The sequence below is a fragment of the Sphingopyxis sp. SCN 67-31 genome (assembly GCF_001725095.1).
The window spans coordinates 77585-102187 of record NZ_MEFH01000054.1 but is presented as its reverse complement, the minus strand read 5'-3'; the positions used below and the strand labels follow the sequence as shown (position 1 = coordinate 102187).

27 protein-coding genes are annotated in these 24603 nt (G+C 67.4%); 17 read left to right on the top strand and 10 right to left on the bottom strand.

Annotated elements, in window-relative coordinates; genetic code table 11:
- Window positions 1–505 precede the first annotated feature (505 nt).
- The 9 genes from ABS88_RS08665 (at window position 506) to tatC (ending at window position 7790) form a co-directional block, all read left to right on the top strand.
- Window positions 506–1111 carry a hypothetical protein gene (locus ABS88_RS08665; protein ID WP_237234017.1) on the top strand — a complete coding sequence of 202 codons (606 nt, stop codon included), beginning with the start codon at window positions 506–508 and terminating at the stop codon, window positions 1109–1111.
- A 150-nt stretch (window positions 1112–1261) separates the two neighbouring features.
- On the top strand, window positions 1262–2989 hold the full coding sequence (gene argS / locus ABS88_RS08660) for an arginine--tRNA ligase (RefSeq protein ID WP_076074932.1): 1728 nt from the start codon (window positions 1262–1264) through the stop codon (window positions 2987–2989).
- Entirely contained in the window at window positions 2989–3765 is a 777-nt protein-coding gene (locus tag ABS88_RS08655; protein ID WP_076074935.1) for an SPOR domain-containing protein, read from the top strand. Before argS ends, ABS88_RS08655 begins: the two co-directional genes overlap by 1 nt.
- Before the next feature lie 108 nt (window positions 3766–3873).
- Window positions 3874–4881 (top strand): beta-N-acetylhexosaminidase, encoded by a 1008-nt coding sequence (gene nagZ, locus ABS88_RS08650; protein ID WP_076074937.1) that lies wholly within the window; start codon window positions 3874–3876, stop codon window positions 4879–4881.
- Between the two features lie 7 nt (window positions 4882–4888).
- A complete protein-coding gene (locus ABS88_RS08645) occupies window positions 4889–5662 on the top strand; it encodes a segregation and condensation protein A (protein ID WP_076077751.1) in 774 nt (257 codons plus the stop codon).
- The gene (gene scpB / locus ABS88_RS08640; RefSeq protein ID WP_286749620.1) at window positions 5659–6252 is read left to right on the top strand and encodes an SMC-Scp complex subunit ScpB; all 594 of its coding nucleotides are present in this window, start codon (window positions 5659–5661) and stop codon (window positions 6250–6252) included. Before ABS88_RS08645 ends, scpB begins: the two co-directional genes overlap by 4 nt.
- A gap of 25 nt (window positions 6253–6277) precedes the next feature.
- Window positions 6278–6505, top strand: a complete 228-nt coding sequence (locus ABS88_RS08635; RefSeq protein WP_067106498.1) for a twin-arginine translocase TatA/TatE family subunit — start codon at window positions 6278–6280, stop codon at window positions 6503–6505.
- Window positions 6506–6543: 38 nt separating this feature from the next.
- The gene (gene tatB, locus ABS88_RS08630) at window positions 6544–6984 is read left to right on the top strand and encodes a Sec-independent protein translocase protein TatB (RefSeq protein ID WP_104959728.1); all 441 of its coding nucleotides are present in this window, start codon (window positions 6544–6546) and stop codon (window positions 6982–6984) included.
- On the top strand, window positions 6981–7790 hold the full coding sequence (gene tatC, locus ABS88_RS08625; protein ID WP_076074942.1) for a twin-arginine translocase subunit TatC: 810 nt from the start codon (window positions 6981–6983) through the stop codon (window positions 7788–7790). Before tatB ends, tatC begins: the two co-directional genes overlap by 4 nt.
- A gap of 19 nt (window positions 7791–7809) precedes the next feature.
- Here tatC and ABS88_RS08620 read toward each other — a convergent pair whose 3' ends face one another.
- Together ABS88_RS08620 and mgtE are read right to left on the bottom strand one after the other, a co-directional pair.
- Window positions 7810–7941 (bottom strand): entericidin A/B family lipoprotein, encoded by a 132-nt coding sequence (locus ABS88_RS08620; RefSeq protein WP_076074945.1) that lies wholly within the window; start codon window positions 7939–7941, stop codon window positions 7810–7812.
- A gap of 229 nt (window positions 7942–8170) precedes the next feature.
- A complete protein-coding gene (gene mgtE / locus ABS88_RS08615) occupies window positions 8171–9634 on the bottom strand; it encodes a magnesium transporter (RefSeq protein ID WP_082796976.1) in 1464 nt (487 codons plus the stop codon).
- Between the two features lie 180 nt (window positions 9635–9814).
- Between mgtE and ABS88_RS08610 the strand changes: the two genes are divergently transcribed.
- The 4 genes from ABS88_RS08610 to ABS88_RS08595 all read left to right on the top strand — a co-directional run bounded on the left by ABS88_RS08610 (window position 9815) and on the right by ABS88_RS08595 (window position 12235).
- Window positions 9815–10264: a peptidylprolyl isomerase gene (locus tag ABS88_RS08610; protein ID WP_076074947.1), complete on the top strand. Its 450-nt coding sequence runs from the start codon at window positions 9815–9817 to the stop codon at window positions 10262–10264.
- 96 nt (window positions 10265–10360) lie between these two features.
- Complete coding sequence (nadC, locus tag ABS88_RS08605) at window positions 10361–11209, top strand: carboxylating nicotinate-nucleotide diphosphorylase (RefSeq protein WP_076074950.1); 849 nt, start codon at window positions 10361–10363, stop codon at window positions 11207–11209.
- A complete protein-coding gene (locus tag ABS88_RS08600) occupies window positions 11196–11912 on the top strand; it encodes a ribonuclease T2 family protein (protein WP_076074952.1) in 717 nt (238 codons plus the stop codon). Before nadC ends, ABS88_RS08600 begins: the two co-directional genes overlap by 14 nt.
- A gap of 86 nt (window positions 11913–11998) precedes the next feature.
- The gene (locus tag ABS88_RS08595; RefSeq protein ID WP_234002656.1) at window positions 11999–12235 is read left to right on the top strand and encodes a hypothetical protein; all 237 of its coding nucleotides are present in this window, start codon (window positions 11999–12001) and stop codon (window positions 12233–12235) included.
- On the opposite strand, the gene ABS88_RS08590 is transcribed toward ABS88_RS08595, so the two are convergent.
- On the bottom strand, window positions 12232–13503 hold the full coding sequence (locus ABS88_RS08590; RefSeq protein WP_067106488.1) for an MFS transporter: 1272 nt from the start codon (window positions 13501–13503) through the stop codon (window positions 12232–12234). The two genes, ABS88_RS08595 and ABS88_RS08590, sit on opposite strands and share 4 nt — an antisense overlap.
- 147 nt (window positions 13504–13650) lie before the next feature.
- On the opposite strand from ABS88_RS08590, the gene pgsA reads away from it, so the two are divergent.
- Window positions 13651–14226, top strand: coding sequence for a CDP-diacylglycerol--glycerol-3-phosphate 3-phosphatidyltransferase (gene pgsA / locus ABS88_RS08585; RefSeq protein WP_104959727.1), 576 nt, complete (start codon window positions 13651–13653; stop codon window positions 14224–14226).
- Window positions 14227–14243: 17 nt separating this feature from the next.
- On the opposite strand, the gene ABS88_RS08580 is transcribed toward pgsA, so the two are convergent.
- Entirely contained in the window at window positions 14244–15149 is a 906-nt protein-coding gene (locus tag ABS88_RS08580) for a hydrogen peroxide-inducible genes activator (protein WP_067106484.1), read from the bottom strand.
- Window positions 15150–15371: 222 nt separating this feature from the next.
- On the opposite strand from ABS88_RS08580, the gene ABS88_RS08575 reads away from it, so the two are divergent.
- Window positions 15372–15833, top strand: a complete 462-nt coding sequence (locus ABS88_RS08575; protein WP_076074957.1) for an EF-hand domain-containing protein — start codon at window positions 15372–15374, stop codon at window positions 15831–15833.
- Between the two features lie 220 nt (window positions 15834–16053).
- On the opposite strand, the gene trmFO is transcribed toward ABS88_RS08575, so the two are convergent.
- Window positions 16054–17418 carry a methylenetetrahydrofolate--tRNA-(uracil(54)-C(5))-methyltransferase (FADH(2)-oxidizing) TrmFO gene (gene trmFO, locus ABS88_RS08570; protein ID WP_104959726.1) on the bottom strand — a complete coding sequence of 455 codons (1365 nt, stop codon included), beginning with the start codon at window positions 17416–17418 and terminating at the stop codon, window positions 16054–16056.
- Window positions 17419–17527: 109 nt separating this feature from the next.
- On the opposite strand from trmFO, the gene ABS88_RS08565 reads away from it, so the two are divergent.
- On the top strand, window positions 17528–18202 hold the full coding sequence (locus ABS88_RS08565) for a lysoplasmalogenase family protein (protein ID WP_286749619.1): 675 nt from the start codon (window positions 17528–17530) through the stop codon (window positions 18200–18202).
- Window positions 18203–18250: 48 nt separating this feature from the next.
- On the opposite strand, the gene ABS88_RS08560 is transcribed toward ABS88_RS08565, so the two are convergent.
- The 5 genes from ABS88_RS08560 to ABS88_RS08540 form a co-directional block, all read right to left on the bottom strand.
- Complete coding sequence (locus ABS88_RS08560; RefSeq protein WP_076074963.1) at window positions 18251–18712, bottom strand: host attachment family protein; 462 nt, start codon at window positions 18710–18712, stop codon at window positions 18251–18253.
- Window positions 18713–18762: 50 nt separating this feature from the next.
- Window positions 18763–19605 (bottom strand): TauD/TfdA dioxygenase family protein, encoded by an 843-nt coding sequence (locus ABS88_RS08555; RefSeq protein WP_076077760.1) that lies wholly within the window; start codon window positions 19603–19605, stop codon window positions 18763–18765.
- Window positions 19606–19730: 125 nt separating this feature from the next.
- Window positions 19731–20039: a DUF952 domain-containing protein gene (locus tag ABS88_RS08550; protein ID WP_076074966.1), complete on the bottom strand. Its 309-nt coding sequence runs from the start codon at window positions 20037–20039 to the stop codon at window positions 19731–19733.
- Window positions 20036–22780 carry a DNA gyrase subunit A gene (gyrA, locus tag ABS88_RS08545; RefSeq protein ID WP_286749618.1) on the bottom strand — a complete coding sequence of 915 codons (2745 nt, stop codon included), beginning with the start codon at window positions 22778–22780 and terminating at the stop codon, window positions 20036–20038. The genes ABS88_RS08550 and gyrA overlap by 4 nt, the downstream gene beginning before the upstream one ends.
- A gap of 39 nt (window positions 22781–22819) precedes the next feature.
- Window positions 22820–22942 (bottom strand): hypothetical protein, encoded by a 123-nt coding sequence (locus tag ABS88_RS08540; protein WP_267894975.1) that lies wholly within the window; start codon window positions 22940–22942, stop codon window positions 22820–22822.
- Window positions 22943–23332: 390 nt separating this feature from the next.
- Between ABS88_RS08540 and ABS88_RS08535 the strand changes: the two genes are divergently transcribed.
- Window positions 23333–24547 (top strand): hypothetical protein, encoded by a 1215-nt coding sequence (locus tag ABS88_RS08535; protein ID WP_104959724.1) that lies wholly within the window; start codon window positions 23333–23335, stop codon window positions 24545–24547.
- Window positions 24548–24603: the final 56 nt, after the last annotated feature.

The following is a 24603-nucleotide window of genomic DNA, read 5'->3' as shown; positions in this document are numbered from 1 at the left end:
AATGGCTTCGATCTCAGGCTCGTGCGGCCTTGCGGGTAGCGATGCTACCCGCTGCGTCCGCCCAAGCCCGATATCTTCGCCATTTCGACGCCTCGAACGCGCAATTCATGGGTCCTGACCCTAGTCAGGTGGAATCACCTGACGACTCGGAGAATGCGGAAAACAATGAAGAAACTAAGGCTTGTGGGGATTCAGAGTCTATCGCCGCGATATTGTATGAAGCCGTGTTCCCCCGCGAAGGCGGGGGTCCATCTTCGGCCGGTTCCATCTCGAAACCACCGCAGATGGGTCCCCGCCTTCGCGGGGACACACGATAAAGGACAGTCGCAAGACGAATCCCCACACGCCTTAGAGCACTGAACGATTCAATCTAATCGTTCAGTGCTCTAGGGCGCGAGATTGTCCGTCCCGCCGCACCCGTTTGGAAAGCTCGATCATCATGACCCCCATTTCGCCTTCGCTCCGTAAGACAATGACGATGCTCTGCGGGGCGGCGGCCTTGACGATGGTGGCTGGCTGCGCCGGCGACAACGAGATCGACGTGTCGGCCGGCGTCGGCATCACCGCGACGCGCTCGACATGTCCGGCGGTGGCAGTGCCGCTCCATACCGGCGACATCACCCTGTTCGACCCGGCGACCAGCCGCGACGCCAGCGCGATCGACGTCGTCGCCTCGATCACCAATCTCGCGCCGCAGTGCAACGAGGGCGGCGAGAAGGTGTTCCAGCTCGCGTCGTTCGACGTCGTCGCGACGCGCCGCGACGCGGGGGCGGAACGCACGGTGACGCTCCCCTATTTCGCGACCGTCGTGCAGGGCGGCACCGCGATCGTCGCCAAGCGGCTGGGCCAGGTCAGCGTGACCTTCCCCGCCGGTCAGACGCGCGCGGTCGGCCACGGTCAGGCGTCGGCCTATGTCGACCGGGCCGCCGCGACGCTGCCCGCCGACATTCAGGAACGCATCACCCGCAAGCGCAAGGCGGGCGATCAGGACGCCGCGATCGATCCGCTCAGCCAGCCCGAGGTGCGCGCCGCCGTCCAGCGCTCCAGCTTCGAACTGCTCGTCGGCTTCCAGCTCACGCAGGACCAGCTCGAATACAACGTCCGACGATAGGGCGCGTGCCGCCGCCGCGGCGCCGTTCGCCGGCCTTCCGCGCCCCCGCCCGCGCCAGCGCCCCGGTCCGGGCGACGCGGGGCTTTTCGCGCCCGCCAAGCTGCGGTAGGGCGCGCTCCATTCCGTCCGACCCAAGATAGGCCCGATGCCGTGACCCTGTTCAGCCGTTTTTCCGACCATATCAACGCCGCGCTCGATGCGCTCGTCGCGCAGGGCGCGCTGCCCGCCGGGCTCGACCGCGGTGCGATCAGCGTCGAACCGCCGCGCGATCCGTCGCACGGCGACGTCGCGACCAACGCGGCGATGGTGCTCGCCAAGCCGGCCGGGACCAACCCGCGCGCGCTCGCCGAACAACTCGTGCAGCAACTGGGCGCGCTCGATGAGGTGGTCGAGGCGAGCGTCGCCGGTCCCGGCTTCATCAACCTGCGCCTCGCCGACGAAAGCTGGCGCGCCGAACTGGCGCTGGTCCACGCGCAGCGCGAAGATTACGGGCGGTCGGCGGTCGGCGCGGGGCGCCGCGTCAACGTCGAATATGTCTCGGCGAATCCCACCGGCCCGATGCACGTCGGCCATTGCCGCGGCGCGGTCGTCGGCGACGCGCTCGCCGCGCTGCTCGAATATGTCGGGCATCGGGTCACGCGCGAATATTATGTCAACGACGCCGGCGCGCAGGTCGACGTGCTCGCGCGCTCGGCGCACCTGCGCTACCGCGAAGCGCTTGGCGAGGCGATCGGGGCGATTCCCGAAGGGCTCTATCCGGGCGACTATCTGAAGCCGGTCGGCGAAAGCCTCGCCGCCGAATATGGCGACCGCTTCGTGACGGCGCCCGAAAGCGAATGGCTGGTGCCGTTCCGCAAGGTCGCCGTGGCGGCGATGATGGACATGATCCGCGCCGACCTCGCCAAGCTGGGCATCCATCACGACCTTTTCGCGTCGGAGGCCGAATTGCAGGCCGCGGGCAAGCCCGCCGCGGCCGAGGCGTGGCTGCGCGAGCACGACCTCGTCTACGATGGCCTGCTCGAAGCCCCGAAGGGCGAGACGCCCGAGGATTGGGAAGCGGTCGAACTGCCGCTGTTCCGCTCGACGCGTTTCGGCGACGATCAGGACCGGCCGATCCGGAAATCGGACGGAAGCTGGACCTATTTCGGCGCCGACCTCGCCTATCATTACCAGAAGGCGCAGAATGCCGACGAACTGATCGACATCTGGGGCGCCGACCATGCCGGAACGGTCAAGCGCATCAAGGCCGCGGTCGCGGCGCTGACCGGCGGCAAGACGCGCTTCGACGTCAAGCTCGTCCAGATGGTCCGCCTGCTCAAGAATGGCGAGCCGTTCAAGATGTCGAAGCGCGCGGGCAATTTCGTGACGCTCGCCGACATCGTCGACGAGGTCGGCAAGGACGCGGTGCGCTTCACCATGCTGACGCGCAAGGCCGACGCGCAGATGGATTTCGATTTCGCGAAGGTGGTCGAGGCGTCGCGCGACAATCCGGTCTTCTATGTCCAATATGCGCATGCGCGGATCGCGTCGCTCAAGCGCAAGCTCGCGGAGGCGGGGATCGCCCCCGCGGCGCCGAACCCGGCGCGGCTCGACGATCATGAACTCGGCCTCGTCAAGCTGCTCGCGCAGTTCCCGCGCATCGTCGAATCGGCGGCGGCGGCGCGCGAGCCCCACCGCATCGCCTTTTATCTGGGGGAGGTCGCCGCCGCCTTCCACGCGTGGTGGAACATGGGCAACGACCGGCCCGAGGCGCGTATCATATTGACGCAGGACGCCGAACTGACCGCGACGCGGCTTTATTTGGCCGACGGAATCGGGCAGGTTATCCGCAACGGGCTGCACCTGATGGGGGTCGAGGCGCTCGAGGAGATGCTGTGATGGCCGAAGAGACGGACGCTGGGCTGGGTCTGGAGGGCGAAGATCGCCTGCCCTGGCTGGAGGCTGCGGAGGATTTCGAGGATGACGGCGAGGTGTCGCCGGTGCGCCTGCTCGTCATGGTGCTCGGCGGGCTGCTGCTAATCGGCGCCGTGCTCGGCGGCCTGTGGTGGATCCAGAACGGCGGCGCGCGCGGCAAGGGCGAACTGATCGCTGCGCAGGACGGCGATTACAAGGTCGTGCCGAGCAACGATGCCGCCCGGACCTTCGAGGGCGAAGGCGACGCCAGCTTCGCCGCGAGCGAGGGCGCCGAACCCGCGGGCCGTGTCGATCCCAGCCGCATGCCCGAAGAACCCGCGGTGACCCCAGCCGAGCGCGAAGCGGCGGCCAGGGCGGTCGCCGCAAAGGCCAGCGCCGACAAGGCGACGGCCGCGAAGGCGGAGGCGGCGCGCATCGCGGCCGCCGACAAGGGCAAGCCGAAGCCCGCCGCCATGTCGGTCAAGACCGCCGAAGACACGGCGAAAGAGGCGCCCGCGCCCGGCGGCACGACGATGATCCAGCTCGGCGCCTTCAGCAGCGAGGCGGCGGCGACCAAGGCGTGGACGAACCTGTCGAAGCGTTTCGCCTATCTTGCGGAGCTCAATCGCTCGGTCTCCCCGGCGAAGGTCGGCGACAGCACCGTCTATCGCCTGCGCGTTTCGGCGGGAACGGCGGCCAATGCGGCGGGCCTGTGCGGAAAATTGCGCGTTGCCGGCGAAAATTGCGTCATCGTCCGCTGAATCGACCCGCCCCGCCGCACGCGGCATTGGTTCGGCGGCGCGGCTATGGCATGATGCTCGACTTGGTTGCCGCATGAGGGGGCGCCGACCGATGGAGGTTGACGCACGATGATACCCGCTATTTTCGGCCTGTCGGGCCTGACCCTGACCGAAGACGAGCGCGCCTTCTTCCGCGACAGCCAGCCCGCGGGCTACATCCTGTTCGGACGCAATATCGCGAATCGCGACCAGCTGCGGCGCCTCACCGACGATCTGCGCAGCCTCGACGGCCGCGACCCGCTGCCGATCCTGATCGATCAGGAGGGCGGGCGCGTCGCGCGCATGAAGGCGCCCGAATGGCCCGATTTCCCCAGCGGCGCGGCCTTCGACGCGCTGTACGAGCGCGCGCCGGCGAGCGCGATCGAGGCGGCGCGGCTCAATGCGATGGCGCTCGCGGTGATGCTGGCGGAGGTCGGCATCACGGTCGACTGCCTGCCGCTGCTCGACGTGCGCCAGCCGGGCGCGAGCGACGTCATCGGCGACCGCGCGCTGGGCAGCGAGCCGATGCGCGTCGCCGCGCTCGGCCGCGCGATCCTCGGCGGATTGCAGGCGGGCGGCGTGCTCGGCGTCGTCAAGCATATCCCCGGCCACGGCCGCGCCCGGTTCGATTCGCACGAGGCGCTTTCGGTCGTCACCGCGTCCGATCACGATCTCCAGACCGATCTCGCGCCCTTCGCGGCGCTGCGCGATGCCGCGATGGCGATGACCTGCCACGTCGTCTTCGACGCCTGGGACGCCGATCGGCCCGCGACGCTGTCGCCTTTCGTCATCGACCATGTGATCCGCCAGCGTATCGGTTTCCACGGCCTGCTGATGACCGACGACCTCGACATGAAGGCCTTGTCGGGCGGCGTGCCGCAGCGCGCGGCGGCGGCGATCGCGGCGGGGTGCGACATCGCGCTCAACTGCTGGGCGAAGATGGACGACATGGTCGGCATCGCGCACGCGCTCGATCCGATGGGCCCGGCGTCGCTCGCGCGGCTCGAAGGTGCGATGGACCGGATCGCCGGCGCGCACGACCCGCGCGCGTTCGACCTGCTCGTCGACCAGCGCGACGCGCTGCTCGCGGTGGCCTGAGGCGCCGGTGGACGAACTGCCGCTCGCCTATGACGTCGTGCCGGCGGCAACGGAGCGCGAGGATGCGCTCCAGCTTTCGCTCGACAGCTGGGAAGGGCCGCTCGACCTGTTGCTGACGCTGGCGCGCAGCCAGAAGGTCGATCTGCGGCAGATCTCGATCCTCGCGCTGGTCGAGCAATATCTCGCCTTCATCGCCGAGATGCGCGCGCTGAAGCTGGAGGTCGCGGCCGATTATCTGGTGATGGCGGCGTGGCTCGCCTATCTCAAGTCGGCGCTGCTGCTGCCGAAGGACCCGGCGGAGGACCCGTCGCCCGACGAACTGGCGCTGCGCCTGCAATTGCGGCTCCAGCGGCTCGCGGCGATGCGCGAGGCGGCGGCGCGGCTGCTCGCGCGCGACCGCGTCGGCCGCGACGTCTTTCTGCGCCCGCATCCGGAGGGGCTGCACGACGTCCGCAAGCGGCGCTGGGACGCCAGCCTCTACGACCTGCTCGCGGCCTACGGCCAGGTGAAGCTGCGGACCGAGCCGGTCGTGCACATGGTCGCGCGCCGGCCGGTGGTGACGCTCGACGCGGCGCTCCAGCATCTCGAACGCATGATCGGCGTCCGGCTCGACTGGGCCGAACTGTCCGATTTCCTGCCGGCCGATTATGACGGACCCCTGCGCCGCTCGGCGATCGCGTCGAGCTTCCTCGCCGCGCTCGAACTGGCGCGGCAGGGGCGCATCGACCTGCGGCAGGACGGCGCGTTCGAACCGCTCTATCTGAAGGCAGCAGACGCATGATCGACGACCTCGAACGCGCGATAGAAGCGATGCTGTTCGCCAGCGACGAGGCGCTCGACGCGCGGCAGGTCGCGGCGCGCCTCGGCGGCGAGACGACGCCCGGCGCGGTGCGCGCGATCGTCGCGGCGATCGCGGAGCGCCACGCCGGCAGCGGCATCGAACTGGTCGAGCGCGGCGGCCACTGGCATTTCCAGACCCCGGCCGACCTCGCCCACCTGCTCCGCCGCGAACGCGACGACCCGCGCAAGCTGTCGCGCGCCGCGGCCGAGGTCCTCGCGATCGTCGCCTATCACGAGCCGGTCAGCCGCGCGGAGATCGAGGCGATCCGCGGCGTCCAGACGTCGAAAGGCACGCTCGACGTGCTGATGGAGGCCGAATGGGTCGCCCCCGCGGGGCGGCGCGAAGTGCCCGGCCGGCCGCTGATCTACAGGACCACCGACGCCTTCCTCCAGCATTTCGGGCTGGCGAGCCGGAAGGACCTGCCGGGGATCGAGGATTTGCGCGCCGCGGGCCTGCTCGACCCCGTCGACCTCGCTTTCGAAGCGGCGATGGACGAGCTGGACCTAGTCAAAGACGGCGAAGATGCCTAGATGAGGCACCTCAAGGAGACGATAGATGGGTAGCTTCAGCATCTGGCACTGGCTGGTGGTCGGGATTCTCGTCCTGCTGCTGTTCGGCAAGGGCCGTTTTTCCGACATGATGGGCGATGTTGCCAAGGGCATAAAGAGCTTCAAGAAGGGCATGGCCGACGACGACGAGGCGCGCCCCGCGCCGCGGCAGATCGACGGACAGCGGTCGCCCGACGCGACGCCGACCCCGACAGCCGAAACCGAAAACCGCTGACCCCGGCCGTTACCACCGGCGCGGGATTGGGTTGAGCCATGTTTGACGTTGCACCGACCGAGTTGCTGCTCGTCGTGGTGGTGGCCTTGGTCGTCATCGGCCCGAAGGACCTGCCCAAGGCGATGCGCTTCGTCGGCAAGTGGGTCGGCAAGGCGCGCGGCATGGCGCGCCATTTTCGCGCCGGGCTCGACACGATGATGCGCGAGGCCGAGCTCGAGGAACTCGAAAAGCAGTGGCGCGCGCAGAATGAAGCGATCATGCGCGAATTTCCGAATATCGACGGCGTCGACGCGCCGACGATGCTGCCGGCGACGACGCTGCCTCCGGAGGCGAAGGGCGACGACGCGGGCGCCCGACCCGATAGCCCCGGACCCGATAGCCCCGCTCCCGAAAATCCCGATCACGCCGCGGCAACCACAAAGCCCGAAACGCCGCGCGAAACGCACGAAGTGCCGCCGCCGGGCGGACCGCTGCCATGACCGTCGAGACCCCCGTGACCGCCGATGATGAGGATGGTGCCGGCGGCAAGATGCCGCTGCTCGACCATCTGATCGAATTGCGTTCGCGCCTGCTCAAATCCCTGGTGGCGATTGCGCTCGCTTTCGGGGTGTGCCTCTATTTCGCGCGCCCGATCTTCGGCGTCCTCGTCCATCCGCTCGTCGCGGCGGGGCAGGGCAAGCTGATCTATACCCAGCTTTTCGAGGCCTTCTTCGTCGAGATCAAGGTCGCGCTGTTCGCGGCGATGATGATCGCCTTCCCGGTGATCGCCAACCAGCTCTGGAAATTCGTCGCACCCGGCCTCTACCGCAAGGAAAAGCGCGCGCTGCTGCCCTTTCTGTTCGCGACCCCGGTGCTGTTCGCGGTCGGCGCCTGCTTCGCCTATTTCATCACCGTGCCGATCGCGCTCAAATTCCTGCTCGGCTATCAGGGAGAGATCGGCGGCGTGATGCAGGAGGCGCTGCCATCGGTCGGCAATTACCTCAGCTTCATCATGCAGTTCATCATGGCGTTCGGCATCGCTTTCCTGCTGCCGATCCTGCTGATGCTGCTCGAACGGTCGGGGCTGGTGACGCGCGAGCAACTCGTCTCGGCGCGCCGCTACATGATCGTCGCGGCGTTCGCGGTCGCGGCGGTCTTCACGCCGCCCGACATATTGAGCCAGCTGCTGCTCGCGGTGCCGCTGGTCTTTCTCTACGAACTGTCGCTGTTCGCGATCTGGTTCACCCAGCGCCGACGCAAGACAGGCGCCGAAACGGCGCCTGTCGAACCTCTCGAAGAGGCATAGGGGGTAAGCTTCCCGCCGATCAGTGGATGGCGTCGCTGCCGGCCTGGCCGACCGACTCGATGTCGCGGCCGACCCCTTTCACCGTATTGCAGGCAGCGACCAGAAAGCTGGCAAGCAGGGTAAGAAGGATAGCACGGTTACGCGTCGTCATTTTCCACCTCTACGGGTCTTGATGCAAAATGGCCCGGCACGCTTCGAGGGGGGGAGGGAATGCGGGCCGGGCCAATGTTGCTGAGCAGCGCTGCGGGGGGGCGTTGACCGCTGCTCGAAAGGGAAACCCGTGAATGGGGCGGGAGTTCCCGAAAAAAGTTCCGGGATGAAAATTTTTCCGGAAATCCCGGAATCGCGCCGTTTCGCCGCGTGGATTCGGGATGCCGATGTCAGAGGGTGGTGAGCCCGCTTGCCACCGCGAGCCCCAGGAATGCCAGAAACCCCATCGAATCCGTGGTCATGGTGACGAAGATCGAACTGGCGACCGCCGGGTCCTGATCGAGCCGGTCGAGCAGCAGCGGGATTGCGACCCCGGCGACCCCGGCGACGAAGATGTTGACGATCATCGCCGCGGCGATCACCCCGCCGAGCCCCGGATTGGCGAACCATAATGCCGTGGCGGTCCCGGCGATCAGCGCGATCGTCCCGCCGTTGAGCAGCGCGATCTTGATTTCGCGGAACACCGCGCGCCAGCTGTTCGAATCGGTGAGCTGGTTCATCGCCAGCGCGCGGACGGTGACGGCCAGCGTCTGCGTGCCCGCATTGCCGCCGACCCCGGCGACGATCGGCATCAGCGCTGCGAGCGCGACCATATGTTCGATCGCGCCGCCGAACATCCCGACGATGCTCGATGCGACGAGCGCGGTGCCCAGATTGGCGATCAGCCAGCGCACGCGCGCGCTGTAGGTTTCGCGGATCGGCTCGTTGATGTCGCCGTCGCCGGCGCCCGACAGCCGCAATATGTCCTCGCCCGCTTCTTCCTGGATGATGTGGACGACGTCGTCGACGGTGATCACGCCGACCAGGCGGCCCGCGCGGTCGACGACTGCGGCCGAAATCAGCGCATATTTCTGGAAGCGCAGCGCGACTTCTTCCTGATCCATGTCGACCGGAATCAGCGTCTGCTCGCGCTTCATCACGTCGCCGATCGCGATGTCGCGCGGGGTGCGCATGATCCAGCTGAGCTGACAGGTGCCGACCGGGCGATGCATCGGGTCGACGACGAAGATTTCCCAGAAATCGGTCGGCAGTTCGCGATCCTCGCGCAGCCGGTCGATGACGTCGCCGACGGTGACATGCTCGGCCACCGCGACGAACTCGCGCTGCATCAGGCGCCCGGCGCTCTCCTCGGGATAGGATAGCGCCTCTTCGATCGCGGCCCGGTCCTCGGGCTCCATCGCGTCGAGGACCGCCTGCTGTTCCTCTTCCTCCAGATCCTCGATGATCGCGACCGCGTCGTCGGTGTCGAGTTCGGACGCGATCTCGGCGACCTGTTCGGGCGCGAGCAGGTCGATCAGCCCCTCGCGCACATGCTCGTTCATCTCGGCGAGCACGTCGGGGGACAGCATGTCGCCGAGGACGCGGGCGAGCGACGGCCGATCCTCGTCCGATACTAGCTCGAACAGGTCGGCGATGTCGGCGGGGTGCAGGCGGCCGATGCGCTCGCGCGCCGCCTCGTCCTCGCCCGCCTCGACCAGGTCGATGACGTCGCGAACGAATTCGGGCCTCAGCCGGTCGTCCTCGTCGAGCTCGGTCTCGGCTTCGCGCGGCGCGGGATCGCGATCATGCTCGCGGTCGTCGATGGTCGCGGTCGGGGCGTCATGGGGGGGCAGGGATTCTTCGCGTTTGTCCATCGCGGTCCTCCCTGTTGCTTGCGGGCGCTCGTCGCCGGCGGGCCGAGCCTCCCCCTAGTCCGCGAACCGGGTAATGGCAACGCCGCGCACGCGCTGCGGCGGGTCCGGACCGCAATTAATGCGTGGCATCGCGACCGCTGCCCGCTATGGCGCTGGCAAACCACTCACAGGAGCCTCCCTATGTCCGAACAGACCCTTACCCTGTCGCTGTCGACCGGCGATGTCGTCATCCGCCTGCGCCCCGACCTCGCCCCCCAGCATGTCGAGCGCATCACGACGCTCGCGAAGGACGGCTTCTACGACGGCGTCGTCTTTCACCGCGTGATCCCCGGTTTCATGGCGCAGGGCGGCGATCCGACCGGCACCGGCATGGGTGGCAGCCCGCTTCCCGACCTGCCGGCCGAATTCAACGCCGAACCGCACGTGCGCGGCGTCTGCTCGATGGCGCGCGCGCAGAATCCGAACAGCGCGAACAGCCAGTTCTTCATCTGTTTCGAGGACGCCCGTTTCCTCGACAACCAGTACACCGTCTGGGGCGAGGTGATCGAGGGCATGGAGAATGTCGACGCCCTGCCCAAGGGTGAACCGCCGCGCGAGCCGGGCAAGATCGTCAAGGCGACGGTGGCCTGAATCGGCGTCCGCTCCCTCCCGCCTGCGGGAGGGAGCCGTGTCCGAAAGATGCAACATCGAGTTGATTTGCCCCGCCCAGCCACTATCGCGGGGGCCATGACCGATTTCACGCTTCCCGGCTTCGACCTCGACGCCTTCGTCCGCGCCACGCTTGCCGAGGATCTCGGCAGCGGTGGCGACATAACCTCGCAGGCGGTGATCCCCGCCGACGCGCGTTTCGATGGCGTGATGAACAGCCGCGACGCGATCGCCGTCGCCGGCCTGCCGATCGCCGAACGCTTCTTCCGCGCTCTCGATCCGGCGATGACGATCGAGATACTGGTGGAGGAGGGCGCACAGGTGGCGCCGGGGACGCCGCTCATGCGCCTGTCGGGCAATGCGCGCGCGATGCTCACCGCAGAGCGTTCGGCGCTGAACAGCGTCCAGCATCTGTCGGGAATCGCGACGATGACGCGCCATTATGTCGATGCGCTCGCCGGGACGGGCGCGGTGCTGCTCGATACGCGCAAGACGATTCCCGGCCTGCGCATCCTCGAAAAATATGCGACGCGCATGGGCGGCGCGACCAATCACCGCATGGGATTGTGGGACGCCGCGATGATCAAGGACAATCATGTCGCGGTCGCCGGGTCGGTCGAGGAAGCGGTGCGCCGTGCCGTCGCGGCCGGGATTGCGACCATCATCGTCGAGGTCGACCGCGTCGATCAGGTCGCCCCCGCGCTCGAAGCGGGCGCGACGCATCTGCTGCTCGACAACATGGCCCCCGACCAGCTTCGCGAGGCCGTCGCCATCGTCGCGGGGCGCGTCCCGACCGAAGCGTCGGGCGGCGTGACGCTCGACACCATCGGCGCGATCGGCGCGACCGGCGTCACCTATGTCTCGGTCGGCCGGCTGACCCAGTCGGCGCCCGCCGCCGATATCGGGCTCGACTTTGCGCTGGCCTAGCGTCGTCGCGCTGGCCCTGGCGCTGTTCCCTGCCGTCGCCCAGGCCCGGGCGCCCGCCTGCACGCTTCCCGATCGCATCCCCGTTCCACGCGTGGAAAAGCCGCCGCGCGGCGAGCCGGTGCGCACGCCGAAGATCGGCGGCTATCTGCTCGCCATGAGCTGGTCGCCGCAGCATTGCGCGCGCGTCCGCGATCCGAAGGGCGCGCGCGACCGCTTCCAATGTTCGGGCGAGGGCGGCCGCTTCGGCTGGGTGCTGCACGGCCTGTGGCCCGAAGCCGACGGGCCCGCCTATCCGCAATGGTGCCGTCCGGCGAAGGTCGTGCCCGCGCCGGTGCTGCGCCGCCATCTGTGCATGACGCCGTCGGCGCAGCTCCTCCAGCACGAATGGGCCAAGCACGGCACCTGCATGAGCCCGCACCCCGCCGCCTATTTCCGCGCCGCCGAGATATTGTTCGGCGCGGTGCGCTTTCCCGACATGGCGGCGCTCGCCGCAACGCCACAAACCGCGCAAACCATCCGCCAATCCTTCGCCACCGCCAACAAGGGCATTGCCGCGCCGATGGTCGCGGTGGCGGTCGATCGCGACGGCTGGCTCGACGAGGTGCGCCTGTGCCTTGGGCCGCGCATGCGCCCGCAGCGATGCAAGCCGTTTCAGGCGGGGGCCGACGACCGCCGCCCGGTACGAATCCGCCCGCCGCGTTGAGGCGGCAGCGTCCCGTCGCGGGACAGCGCGCGCGTTAACGCTCTTTTAACCTTACCGGGCCGTTAGGGATTTCCTAGCGTCGCGGCATGGATCGAATCGACTCCGGCCAACGCATCGATATCCGCGGCCGCGTGCGTGCGCACTGCGTGCGTCAGGTGGCGATCGTTCGGCTGGCCGCGCCGAGTGACTGGCAGGGCGAATTGCGCGCCGCGCTGGCCGCGCAGCGCCGGCCGCGCTCGATGTTCGATAGCGGAAGCGATCTGCGGCTGTTTCTTGAGAGCTTTGCGATCTTCTTCACCGCGACGATGATGTTCCTGCTTTAGTCGCAGGCCTTGTGGAGCCGCCAGGCAAGGAAGGCGGAGACGAGGCACATCGCCGCGACCATCAGCAACGTGTCGTCGATGGTGAGGCCGATCCCGATCAGTACGCTTAGCAGCAGCGTCGCGGCGACCATGAAGCCGGAGTTTACGATGTTGTTTGCGGCGATCGTCCTCGCGGTCTGCGACTTGGCGACCGTCGTGGTCAGGAAGGCGTAGAGCGGCACGACGAACATCCCGCCCGCGATCGCGATGCCCAGCAGGTCGAAAATGATGCGGTCGCCTGCCGACAGCGACAGGAACTCGCGCCAGTCCATCAGGCTGCCGTCGCGGTGCGGCCAGCCCTTCACCGACCACCAGAGGTCGAGCACGAACAGCCCCATCACGATCACCGACCCCGGCGAATAGCGGGCCGACACGCGCCCCTTGAGCAGGCGGTTGACGACGATCGAGCCGATCGCGACCCCGACCGAGAAGATGGCGGTGAACATCGTCGCGACGGTCTTGTCGGCCGCGAGCGCATTCTTGACCAGCGGCGGGAACTGCGCGGCGAGAATCGCGCCAATGGCCCAGAAGAAGCTGATCGACACGATGGCGAGAAACAGCCGCGGGATATGCATCGTCGTACTGACGATCTGCCACGACGACCGCAGGACATTGTGATCAATCACCAAATCCCGCGCTTCGGCTTCGGGCGGGGCCGACGGCACGAAGCTGGCGGTGATGCGGCCGATCACCGCAACCGCGACGATACCGGGAATGGCGATGTGCGGCGGCGTCAGCCCGCCGACGATGGTGCCGCCGAGGATCGCGATATAGGTGCCCGCCTCGACCCAGCCGGTCCCCGCCAGCACCTCGTCCGCTTCCAGATGCTGGGGCAGGATCGCATATTTGATCGGGCCGAAGAAGGTCGAGTGCATCCCCATCGAGAAGAGCGCGAGCAGCATCAGCGGGACATTGTGCAGCCAGATGCCGCACGCGCCGATGACCATGATCAGGATTTCGGCGCTCTTGATGATGCGGATCATCCGGGTCTTGTCGGTGCTGTCGGCAAGCTGGCCGGCGAGCGCCGAAAAGAGGAAGAAGGGCAGGATGAACAGCCCGCCCGCCAGCGCGTTGAACCACGCCTCGGTCTCCGGGTCCTTGTAGATGGTGAAGGTGACGAGGATCACCATCGCCATCTTGTAGAAATTGTCGTTGAAGGCGTTCAGGAACTGGGTGGCGAACAGGGGCAGGAACCGGCGTTGCTTCATCAGCGCAAGGGAACCGGTCATGCGAAGCCCACTCTTGTTATTCGAACGCGCGACGAACGCTGCCGCCGCGGGCAATTCGGTTGTCGCTCGGGGGACTTATCGGCTAGGGCAGATGGGGTCAAAGCCCATTTTGGAACAGTCGCGCTTTGCGGGCGGGAATCAGGAACCATGCTCAGCCTTCCGAACCTTCTGACATTGTCGCGGATCCTGGCGGTGCCGATCCTCTTGTTCCTGCTGTGGCCCGGCGCGCACGAGGCCGCGCGCCACCAGCCGCTGCCGATCGACTATGCCTTCGCCTTCGGCCTCTATTGCCTGATGGGCATCACCGATTATTTTGACGGTTATGTGGCGCGGGCGCGCGGCACCGTGTCGCGGCTCGGCATCTTCCTCGATCCGATCGCCGACAAGATCATGATCGCGGCGGTGATCCTGCTGCTCGTCTTCACCCGCGACATACAAGGGTGGCACGTCATCGCGGCGCTGGTCATCCTGCTGCGCGAGATCATCGTGTCGGGGCTGCGCGAATTCCTCGCGACCCTGCAGGTGTCGATGCCGGTGACGCGGCTCGCCAAATGGAAGACGGCCTTTCAGCTAATCGCTTTCGGTGCGCTGATCCTCGCGGGCGCGCTGCCCGCGATGGCGTGGATCAAGACGGTCGGTCTCGCCTCGCTATGGGGCGCCGCGGTGCTGACGCTGGTCACCGGCTGGGATTATCTGCGCGTCGGCCTCAAGCACATGGATTGACCAAAGCTGCGCGGCGATCAGTTCGCGCGGTGCTTGCGAAAAATGTCGGCGAGCATGCGGAATTCGTCCGCGCGCGGGCTGCCCTTGCGCCAGACCAGCGCGATCGTGCGCCAATCGTGATCCGACGCGAGCGGTCGGGTGTCGATCCCGGTATGGTCTAGGATACCCGCCTCGATCGCCATCTGCGGCAGCATGGTGATGCCGAGGCCGTTGTCGACCATCTGCACCAGCGTGTGGAGCGAGGTGCCCATCATCCGCGCGCCGGCGCGCAGTTCGGGCCGGTTGCACGCGGCAAGCGCGTGATCCTTCAGGCAATGCCCGTCCTCGAGCATCAGCATCTGCGCGGGGTCGAGTTGATCGGCGGTGACGACCGCAGGCAGGTCCTCGGCCTGGTCGCCAGGGAAGGCGACGAACAGCGCGTCGTCGAACAGTGCCTCGCTCTCGACGTCGCCGCAGGCGTATGGCAGCGCCAGCAGCACGCAATCGACCTGTCCGTGATGCAGCGACTCGCAGGCCTGCGCGCTCGGCTCCTCGCGCAGAAAGAGTTTGAGGGCCGGGCGTTCCTTGCGCAACCGGGGCAGCAGCCCCGGCAGCAGGAAGGGCGCGATCGTCGGGATGACGCTCATGCGAAGCTCGCCGACCAGCGGCGCGGCCGCCGCCGCCGCCATGTCGGCCAGTTCCTCGGCCTCGCGCAGCACGCGGTGCGCCTTGTCGACGATGCGGTCGCCGAGCGAGGTGAAGCGGACAACGCGGCGCGTCCGTTCGACGAGCGTCTGGCCGAGCAGTGTCTCCAACTCGCGAACGCCCGCCGACAGCGTCGACTGGGTGACGTTGCAGGCGTCGGCGGCGCGGCCGAAATGCCCATGCTGGTGGAGTGCGACCAGATATTGCATCTGCTTCAGGGACGGGAGGTAGTTCTGCATTGATCGGATATAGCAATGATGTCGTCGATTTTGAACAATCCGCCCGATTGATATTTAAAGCCGGGGTCCAACCGGCATGGCGCTGCCCCGCGTGGACCCCGGCTTTCGCCGGGGAACGGGTCCTGCCATGTTTCAAGGATATATAGGCCGATAGGACCGCGTTTGTTGCCGCTGCTTGCCGCGCCATGTTAGCACGCGACGGTGAGGAGGGAGGCCATGGCGATGTCCAGATTTCTGATCGGCGGCGTGGCGAGCGCGCTGCTGCTGACCGGCGGATTGTTCGTGTGGAAGGGGTATAGCCAGATCGCCGAGGAAGAGGTGCTGCCGGCGCCCCCGCCGGCCTTGCCGGCCATTCCCGTTGCGGGCGCGGGAGCACCCAAGCGCGGCCCGGCGCCGCCGGCATTGCCCGCCGCGAAGGCGAAGTCGCGCGAGGAGCGGCGCTTCAATCGCTACGATCGCGACCGCAACGAACGGATCAGCCGGATCGAGATGATGGCGACGCGCACCGCCGCTTTCCGCAAGCTCGACAAGAATGGCGATAATCTGCTGACCTTCGAGGAATGGGCGGCGGCGACGAGCGACCGTTTCGCCAAGGCCGACGCCGACAAATCGGGCGACCTGACCCGCGCCGAGTTCGCCACGACGGCGCCGAAACCGGCGGCCAAGCCCAAGTGCAGTTGCTGAGCGGCGGGATGAGGTTGAGTGTCTGGTTGCGACCGGAAGCTGCCGTCCATCTCCCCTCCCGCAAGCGGGAGGGGTCGGGGGTGGGCAGCAACGGCGCAAAGGCCCACCCCGCTGTGACTAACGAACAAGTTCGTAAGTCTCGCTGCCCCTCCGCAAGCGGGAGGGGAAACCAGGGCATGTCTAACGACCGCTTCCCACCCCGAAACTGCCGCAACGATCCCTAGGCGACCACGCCGTCTGCCAGCTTCATCCATCCGGCCAGCGCCTGCCCCGCGCGCTGCGTATAGCCGAGTTTGCGGTCCTTCTTGCGCACCTCGTTGGCGAGCGGCGGGAAAAGGCCGAAATTGACGTTCATCGGCTGATAGCTCGCGGCGTCGGCGCCGCCGGTGATATGGCCGAGCAGCGCGCCGAGCGCGGTTTCGGGCGGTGGTGGGGGCAAGTGGCGGCCCGCCAGTTCGGCGGCGGCGAAACGTGCGGCGATCAGGCCGATCGCCGCGCTTTCGACATAGCCTTCGCAGCCGGTGATCTGTCCCGCGAACCGGATATGCGGCGCCGACTTGAGGCGGAGCTGCGGGTCGAGCAGTTCGGGCGAGCGGATGAAGCTGTTGCGGTGCAGCCCGCCGAGCCGCGCGAACTCGGCCTTTTCGAGCCCGGGAATAGTGCGGAACAGTTCGACCTGCGCGCCATGCTTGAGCTTGGTCTGAAAGCCGACCATGTTCCACAGCGTTCCGAGCGCATTGTCCTGGCGAAGCTGGACGACCGCATAGGGCCAGCGCCCGGTGCGCGGATTATCGAGTCCGACCCCCTTCATCGGGCCGAAGCGCAGCGTGTCGGGGCCGCGTTCCGCCATCACCTCGATCGGCATGCAGCCTTCGAAATAGGGGGTGTCGGTCTCCCAATCCTTGAACTCGGTCTTTTCGCCGTCGATCAGGCCCTGGACGAAGGCATAATATTGGTCCCGGTCCATCGGGCAGTTGATATAGTCCTTGCCGTCGCCGATCGGCCCGACCTTGTCCCAGCGGCTCGCCATCCACGCGACATCCATGTCGACGCTGTCGCGATAGACGATCGGCGCGATCGCGTCGAAGAAGGCGAGCGAATCCCTGCCCGTCGCGGCCCCGATGCTTTCTGCGAGACCCGCGGCGGTGAGCGGGCCGGTGGCGACGATCGTCAGACCCTCGGCGGGCAGCGCGTCGATGCGTTCGCGCACGACGGTTATGTTGGGATGTTCGGCGAGCGCGCGGGTGACGCCGCCCGAAAACAGGTCGCGGTCGACCGCGAGCGCCGAACCCGCGGGAACTTTCGTCGCGTCGGCCTCGCGCATGATGAGCGAGCCGAGCGCGCGCATCTCGCGGTGCAGCAGGCCGACGGCGTTGCTGTCGCCATCGTCGCTGCGGAAACTGTTCGAACAGACCATCTCGGCGAGTGCGTCGCCTTGATGCGCGGGCGTCGTGTCGCCCCCGTCGGGCAGACCGGCGCCGCGCATTTCGGACAGGCGGACGCGGAACCCCGCTTCGGCGAGCTGCCAGGCGGCTTCGGAGCCTGCAAGACCGCCGCCGATGATGTGAATGTCGTGGGTCGCCATATTCTATCCGTTGACTTGAGCGGGGTCTGCCGCGCAGGAGATCGGGGATGGAGCCGATCAATGACGCGATGCTCTAGGCGGTAGACAACGAGATGCAAAGGGGCGGACGATGGGCGGAGAACAGAGCTGGGATCGCGCGCGCTGGCTGTGGATCCTCGCGCTGATCGGCGGGATCAGCTTTTTCATCGCGGTGTATCAGCGCTGGGACGGTCCGGCGATCTGGGCGTGGAAGGCGACGGGGGTCGGTTTCCTCGCGCTGTGGGCGGCCGCCAATGCGCGCGGTACGAACGGCTGGCTGATCGCGGCCGCGCTCGGTTTCGGGGCGCTTGGCGACTGGATGCTCGATGTGATCGGCATGCTCGTCGGTGCGGCGGCCTTTGCGGCGGGGCACGGAATAGCGATCGTGCTTTATCTTCGCAATCGGCGGCAGGGCCCGTCGCGGTCGCAGACGCTGCTGGCCGCGCTGGTAGCGCCGCTGGCGCTGCTCATCGCCTGGGGCCTGACGCGCGCCGCGCCCGCGGACCTGATGGGGGCGGCGCTTGCCTATACCGCGATCGTCGCGGCGATGGCGGCCTGCGCATGGATCAGCCGCTTCCCGCGCTATCGCACCGGGATCGGCGCGATGCTGTTCCTGGTGAGCGATCTCTTCATCTTCGCGGGCGAGGGCGGCGCGCTGCCGAAGGGGGTCACGCTGTGGCTCGTCTGGCCGTTCTATTTCGCCGGACAGGCGTTGATCGCGTGGGGCATCGTGAAGACGCTGTCGAGCGAAGCACGGGCGGGATGACGGCCAACGGATAAGGCTCGCAATCCGTCCTTGCGGCCCCTTTGACCGTCAGGCGGGCGGGGCGGCCTCGTTCATTAGCAGCGCCTCGATATCGGGAGTCGGGCGGTCGGTCATCTCCTTGACATGCTCGCCAACGATGCGCGCGGCGACCTCCTTGTGCCAGAGCGGCCGCAGTACCCCCATGGTGCGCGCCGGGGCCACGACGACGAGCGCGTCCAATTCGCCCGCCAGCGCCATCGCGTTGATCCTTTCGGTAAGATCGCGCGCGAAGCGGTCCTCTTCCTGCTGGTGGAAATCGGGTTCGCCCATCGTGCCGCCGGGCAGGCCGGTTCCGGCCGGGGCGGGCGACTGGCCGGCAGGCGCGGTCTTGATGTCGCTGTCCTTGCGATCCTCGCGCTCGCGGTGCGTTTCGGTGCGCAGGTCGATCCGCTGCTCGTCGCCATGGTTGCGCAGGATCAGCGCCTTGCGGCCGTCGGCGACGAGAACGAGGGTGTTATGGGCAATCGTCATGATGGCTTCCTTCCTGCCGGACCAACGCCTCGCCTGTCGATCTGGTTTCCCTATCCGTCCCACGCCGCGATCGTCGTGCGGTGAAGCAGCCGGTCGTGACCGTCGTAACCGCCGGTCGCGCGGTGCAGGACCGAGCGGTTGTCCCACATCAGCAGCATGTCGGGTTCCCAGGCGTGGCTGTAGCGGAACTCCTCGCGCCCCTGCCATTGCAGCAATTCGTAGAGCAGGGGCTGCGCCTCGGCATCGTCCATCCCCTCGACGCCGATGATATAGCCTGCGCAGCCGAACAGGCCCTCGCGGCCGGTTTCGGGGTGCGCGCGGATGAAGGGGTGACGCTGCGTTGCCATCGCTTCCTCGCCCGAGCGGATGTCCATGCTGCGCCCGGCGTCGCGCGCGCCATACATGCCCGAGGGGGCATAGCCGCCGCGCGCGCTGTGGATCGCATTGCGGCCCTTGATGCGCCGGCGCAGGCCGTCGGGCATGGCGTCGAGCGCGGCATGCTGGTTGGAAAATTCGGTGTTGCCGCCGACCGGTGGGATGGCGATGCCGAACAGGCAGGTGCCCGCGGGCGGCCGCGCCTGGAAACTCCAGTCGCTGTGCCAGTTTTCGGCGAACAGCGGCGCGGTCTCGTCGGCGCGCCGTTTCACCGCGATGATGTGCGCACGGCCGGGGATCGGCTTGATGAAGGGATCGTCGCCGAAGCCGCCGAAGGAAGCGGTGAATCGTTCGAGATCGTCATCGCTCATCTTCTGGTCGGGGAAGGCGAGGACATGATGATCGAGCCATGCGGCGCGGATTTCGGCGACGGTAGCGGGCGCGAGCGGCTGCGTCAGGTCCACGCCCGTCACGCGCGCGCCGCACGCCTGACCGCTGGGGGTGATGATGAGCGTCATGGCGGGATGCTGCGCCAATCGGGGCGTGGGGTCAATTGAGTGCATCCGGCCCAAGACGGATATTCCAGCCGTCGTCACCCTGAAGCTGTTTCAGGGTCCATTCTCCATCCCGAAGGGATCGCCCGTCAATCGCGCGTCCGTACTCCCACCACCGCGTGCATCGGCAGTTCGGCGTAGAGGTGCGGAAAGAGCGCGCCGCCGCGTGATTCCTCCCATCGCACCGCATTGCCGAACCGGGTCAGGTCGATTTCGGCGATGCGCAGGTCGGTCTGGCCGGCGAAATGCTTCGCCAGCGTTTCGTCGAGCTGTTCGGCGGTAGACAGGTGGATATAGCCGTCGGCGATATCGACCGGCGCGCCCCGGAACACATGCTCGCGCTCGAAATCGGCCCATTGCTGTGCGGTCAGCACCTTGAAGGCCGTCGCGGCGCTCATTCCGAGGGCGCCTCCGTCGCGGTTTCGGCCTCGGCGGTTTCGATCGCCTCTTCCTCGTCGCTGTCCTCGATCAGCGCGGCCGAGACGACCTGCTCGCCCTCGGCGACGTCGAACAGGCGCACACCGGCCGAGCCGCGGCCGATGACGCGCAGGCTGTCGAGGCCCATGCGGATCAGCTTCGCCTGATCGGTGACGAGCATCAGTTGATGCGCCTGCGTCGCGGGGAAGCTCGCGACGACCAGCCCGTTGCGGCGGATGTTGTCGATGTTGGTGATGCCCTGGCCGCCGCGGCCGGTGCGGCGATATTCATAGGCCGACGACAGCTTGCCATAGCCGCCCGCGCACACGGTCAGGATGAACTGCTCGCGTCCCGCCAGTTCGGCGAAGCGCTCCTCGCTCATCTGGGGCGACCCTTCCTTTTCGGCCTTCCACGGGGCGAAGCGCAGATAATCCTCGCGCTCGTCCTGATCGCGCATTCCGCCGCGATGGAGGATCGACAGCGAGATGACTTCGTCGTCCTGACCCAGCTTCATGCCGCGCACGCCGGTCGAATTGCGGCTCTGGAAGGCGCGCACCTCGTCGCCGGCGAAGCGGATCGCCTTGCCCTGCCGCGTCGCGAGCAGCACGTCGTCGTTATCGCCCAGCAGCGCGACGCCGATCAGCCGGTCGTCCTCGTCCTCGCCCTCGAACTTCATCGCGATCTTGCCGTTCGACGGCACGTTGGTGAAGGCGTCCATGCTGTTGCGGCGCACGCTGCCCTTCGCGGTCGCGAACATGACGTGTAGCGCGCCCCATTCGGCCTCGTCCTCGGGCAGCGGCAGGACGGTCGAGATCGTCTCGCCCTGCGCCAGCGGCAGCAGGTTGATCATCGGCCGGCCGCGCGTCGCGGGCCCGCCCTCGGGCAGGCGCCACACCTTGAGCCGGTAGACCTTGCCGAGTGTCGAGAAGAAGAGCACCGGCGTGTGCGTCGAGGTGACGAACAATTCGGTGACGACATCCTCGTCCTTCGTCGCCATGCCGGCGCGGCCCTTGCCGCCGCGGCGCTGGGCGCGGAAGGTGTCGAGCGGGGTGCGCTTGATATAGCCGTCGAGGGTGACGGTGACGACCATCTCCTCGCGTTCGATCAGATCCTCGTCGTCGATACCGTCGGCGGCGGGCGCCATCAGCGTCCGGCGCGGCGTTGCGAACTCCGCGCGCACCTGCACCAGCTCCTCGCGCATCACGCCATAGAGCTTGACGCGGTCGGCGAGGATCGAAAGCAGTTCCTCAATCTCGCTCGCCAGCTCCTTGAGTTCGTTGCCGATCTCGTCGCGGCCGAGCGCGGTCAGCCGGTGCAGGCGCAGGTCGAGGATCGCCTTCACCTGGATTTCCGACAGGCGATAGGTGGCGGTGGCCTCCATCTCGCCCTCGATCGCTTCGACAAGGCGGATATAGGGCGCGATCTCGCCGATCGGCCATTCGCGCAGCAGCAGCGCCTCGCGCGCCGCGGCGGGCGACGGCGAGCCGCGGATGATGCGGACGACCTCGTCGAGATTCGACACCGCGACGACGAGCCCGAGCAAGATGTGCGCCCGGTCGCGCGCCTTGGCGAGTTCGAACTTGCAGCGGCGGGTGATGACCTCTTCGCGGAAGGCGATGAAGGAGGTCAATATGTCCTTCAGCCCCAGCATCTCCGGGCGACCGCCGCGGATCGCGAGCATGTTGGCGGGGAAGCTCGATTGTGCCGGGGTATGCCGCCAGAGCTGATTGAGCACCACGTCGGGCGTCGCGTCGCGTTTCAGGTCGATGACGACACGTACGCCGTCGCGGTTCGATTCGTCGCGGATGTCGGCGACGCCCTCGATCCGCTTGTCGCGCGCCGCCTCGGCGATCTTCTCGACCAGCCCTGACTTGCCGACCTGAAAGGGGATCGAGGTCAGGACGATCGACCGGCGCCCTTCGCCGCGCCCGCGGCTTTCCTCGATCTCGTGCGTCGCGCGCATCATGATCGAGCCGCGCCCGGTCGCATAGGCGTTGCGCGCGCCGCCCTGGCCCAGGATCATCGCGCCGGTCGGGAAATCGGGACCGGGGACGATCTGCATCAGTTCCTCGGTCGACAGCGGCGTCCCGCCCTCGAGCTGGCGGTCGATTATCGCCAGGCAGGCATCGACCACCTCGCCCAGATTGTGCGGCGGGATGTTGGTCGCCATGCCGACCGCGATGCCGCCCGCGCCGTTGACGAGCAGGTTGGGGAAACGCGCCGGCAGAACCTGCGGCTCCTCGCGGCTCGCGTCATAGTTTGGCTGGAAGTCGACCGTGTCCTTGTCGAGGTCGCCCAGCAGCGACATCGCCGCCTTGGCAAGGCGCGCCTCGGTATACCGCATCGACGCCGGCGGATCGGGGTCCATCGACCCGAAATTGCCCTGACCGTCGATGAGCGGCACGCGCATCGACCAGTCCTGCGTCATCCGCGCGAGTGCGTCATAGATCGCGCTGTCGCCGTGCGGGTGGTAATTGCCCATCACGTCGCCGACGATCTTCGCCGATTTCTTGTACGGGCGGCCGGGAATGAAGCCGCCTTCCTGTGCCGCATAAAGGATGCGGCGATGCACCGGCTTCAACCCGTCGCGCACGTCGGGCAGCGCGCGGCTGACGATCACGCTCATCGCGTAATCGAGATAGCTGGTCTTCATTTCGTCGACGATATTGATCGGCGAAATGCCGTCCTCGGACGGCGGAACAGGCGTATTTTCTTCGGTCAAGACCCGGCCTTTTTTCTTCTTTCGGGAGGTGGTTCCAGCCTAGCCCATGGCGGCGGAAAAGGCCAGTGATTCGGGGCGATTCTGGCTGATTTTTTGGCGAGTATCCGGTTTGCGATCATGCGGGCGATTTCGGGCAAAACGCCACTTCTCCAGCTTCGTCATGCTGAACTCATTCCAGCATCCATGGCGGAGCCGCTCCTTTCCGCATTGCGCCTGTTTCGAGAGCAGGCCGTGGCCCCTGAACGAAGTTGGCAATTATCCCTTTCGGACAAGTAACCGTTCTCCCCGGCGAAAGCCGGGGGCCACGCGGGGCAGCGCCATCTGGACCCCGGCTTTCGCCGGGGAACACGCCTTACGTGCCTGAAGGGCGCATATGCCAATCAAGTTCAGGGTGACGAGGCGGAGAGGATCGAACTCGCCCGAAGCCGGCGCCCTTCCGCGCCCTTCCGCGCCTTTTCGTGGCGTCATGGCGGCGGACAAGCTGCTTGCCAATCGCCTGTCGGCCCCTAAAGGTTCGCGAACGATGGTCTTTTGCCAGCCTGGGGGGTGCCGGTGGCCCTGATCGCGCTCGTCGGCGCCAGCGAAACGCTGCCCGACGGGGGGCTGCGCGCGCTCGTCGCGATCGCGGGTGAGACGCTGATCGAGCGGCAGGCGGCGCGGCTCGCCGATGCCGGGGTCACCCATATCGCGGTGGCGGTGGGCGCGGTGCCCGCCGAACTGCTCGCGACCTGCGACCGCATCCGCCGCCGCGGACTCAAGGTCACACCGGTCCGCGCGGCCGGCGACCTGATGGCGCTCGTCCAGCCCGACGACCGCATCATCCTGGTCGCCGACGGATTGCGCGCGGGCGGGACCCATTATGCCGCGATCGCGCGTCCGGGCGCGCCCGCGATTCTCGTCACCGGCGACACGATGCTGACGCAGGGATTCGAGCGGATCGATGCGACCCGGCGCTGGGGCGGGCTCGCTTGCATCTCGGACGCGATGGTCGCCGATCTCGCCTCAATGCCGGGCGAGTGGGACATGATGCTGACGCTGCTGCGCCTCGCGGTGCAGTCGGGTGCGCGCCGCCTCTATTGCGAACCCGCGCTGTTCGAACAGGGGGAGATCGCGATCGTCGCCGACCGGCCCACCGCGGCGCTGATCGAGCAATCGAGCCTGCAACAGGTCGAATATGGCGGCATGGGGCTCGGGCGCTCGGCGATCATGATGCCGCTGGTGCGGCTGGCCGGGCCGCTGCTGGTGCGTTCGCCTCGCACCGCGCGCTATCTGCCCTATGCAACCGCGCTGCTGTGGGTCGCCGTCGCGCTGCTTGCCGCCGGCGGGCTGGCGGCGGCGGGGGCGCTGGTGGCGATTCTCGGCGGGCTCGGCCTGGCGGCGATGCGTTTCCTTGCCGCCTTTCGCGCCGAAAGCGCGGCGCAGAACCGGGTGCGCGGCGTGATTCGCACCTTCGGCTGGCTGCTGCTGGGCGCCTATCCGTGGCTGGTGTCGCTCGGCGGACCCGATCGTCTGATGCCGCGCTTCGCGGAGGCGGCGCTTGCGCCCTGTCTCGCCGCGACGATCCTGCTCGCGCGCTGGCTCTATGAAGATTCGGGAAAGACGCGCCGCTTCCACTGGCTGCTTCCCGACACCGACGAGGCGTGGATATTGCTGGCGCCCGCGCTGATCCTTGGCATCGCGCCGCTGATGTTCGCGATCCTGCCGTTGCTGGCGCTGTTCCAGATCCTGTTGTGGCTGCGCCTCGCGCGCCGGCCGGAACCCCGCTAAACCAAAGCGCTGGAAGGTTTAGGGCGCATTAACGCCATGCTGCTATGGCGACAGGC